At 43.1% G+C, this 1,586-nt stretch carries 1 protein-coding gene; it reads right to left on the reverse strand.

The features are described 5' to 3' along the window. Window positions 1–120: 120 nt before the first annotated feature. On the reverse strand, window positions 121–1,332 hold the full coding sequence (locus NE473_RS29925) for an IS110 family RNA-guided transposase (protein ID WP_055650463.1): 1,212 nt from the start codon (window positions 1,330–1,332) through the stop codon (window positions 121–123). Window positions 1,333–1,586: the final 254 nt, after the last annotated feature.

Consider the following 1,586-nt stretch of genomic DNA (forward strand, 5'->3'; position numbering starts at 1 on the left):
AAGCCTGCAAATAAAAAGTCAATAGGAAAATGAAAAATTTTCAAAATTTATTGTTGATTGAATTTCAGGTACAACAAATAGACCACCGTTATCCGCTGGTCTGAAAGGATGTGGTATCCCTTATTCTGGAAGAGACATAAGATATTCTTTTACTCTTCCGTAATAGATTCGCAGAAACTTATTGGCGCCTGCGGTCATGTAGACATAGTAAGGCTTTCCCTGGGCACGTTTCTTATCAATAAACGCATATACAGGGTCATCCTGCGGTTTTGTTTTGATGAGACAGTCCATGACCTGGAATAAGGTTTTTCTAAGGGAAGATGAGCCACGTTTGGAAGTTGGAACACTTTTTTGTTCATAGGTTCCTGATTCATTGACACCTGGGTCTACACCAGCAAATGCAGTGATAGCCCCTTTATGGGAGAAACGTGTGACATCTCCGATTTCAGCCATAAGCTGGGGGCCAAGAGACGGACCGACACCTTTCATTCCCATAACGACGGGATATTCAGGCAGCTTGGCGGCTGTTTCATTCATTAGGGTGCGGAGTTCTTCCACGGTCTTGGAAGCAGTGTTTAATTGTTCTATGGCCTGCTTCACGATCAGCTTGGTTAAATCATCTTTTGGAAGTACAGGAACAAGCTCCCTGGCAGCTCCATAGATTTCTTCAGCTTTATCTCTGCTGAAGTTGTACTTCTTACGTTTGCACCATTTCTGATAATGGTCAACAAATGCGTTTAATGACATTTTACGAACACAGTCCACATGCCAGTATGCAGCGGCAAAATCAACCCACTTCTGGCTGCCGTCCTCACGGGCGGGGCTGTCAAAGTAAGTATTAACACCCGGGTAAGTCTGATCAAGGATACCGATGAGGTTATTCTTCATAGCTGTTTTGTGTTTCATATAGAACCCAAACTGACGGTTCATAGTCTTTAATTGATTGCGTATTTCGTCCATAAGACTATATTGTTTCAATTCCGTCCAACTGTCAAGAGTGTAACGGGCTATTTTTACAGCATCAGCTTTATCCGATTTCACTTTACGGAGAGAATTGTCTCCGAAATCCTTAATGAGTTTAGGATTTATGGCAGTCACAAAAAGACCTGCCAGAGAGAGTTCACGGGCCAGAGGCTTGTAATAGTGGCCGGTGTGCTCCATAACGATGCGGGATTCCCCTTCGATGGATTTGATCTGTTGAATCAGAGATTGGATGTTACCAGATGTATGCTTGATTTCAAAGGGCGAGGAAACAATTTCCCCATAAGGGCGAAGAATAGCGGCCATGCTTTTGCCTTTGGATACATCAATACCAACTGCGTTCCTGTTCATAAATTTGTCACTCCTTAAGATTATTGCAATGGATAAGTACCAGTTTTACTCATTGCCTATTCCATCTACTGTGGTGTGACACGAACGTACCGAAGGCAGTTCAACCTGCATAAAACGAACGCTGCGAATGAGGAGCTGGTTATCAGTCTTAATTACGGACGCGAGGTCCAAGGAGGAAACCGATATACCGATTGCTCCATCATTATAACAGCTTAAGCAACAAGATGGATAATTCCTTACTGGCTGTAAGGGAT

Origin of the sequence: Hungatella sp. SL.1.14 (genome assembly GCF_024460495.1) — a bacterium.
Classification (GTDB): Bacteria; Bacillota; Clostridia; order Lachnospirales; family Lachnospiraceae; genus Hungatella; species Hungatella hathewayi.

Excerpts from the sequence above, each read along its gene's own strand:
- NE473_RS29925 (WP_055650463.1), bottom strand. The coding sequence starts at position 1,332 with ATGAACAGGAACGCAGTTGGTATTGATGTATCCAAAGGCAAAAGCATG.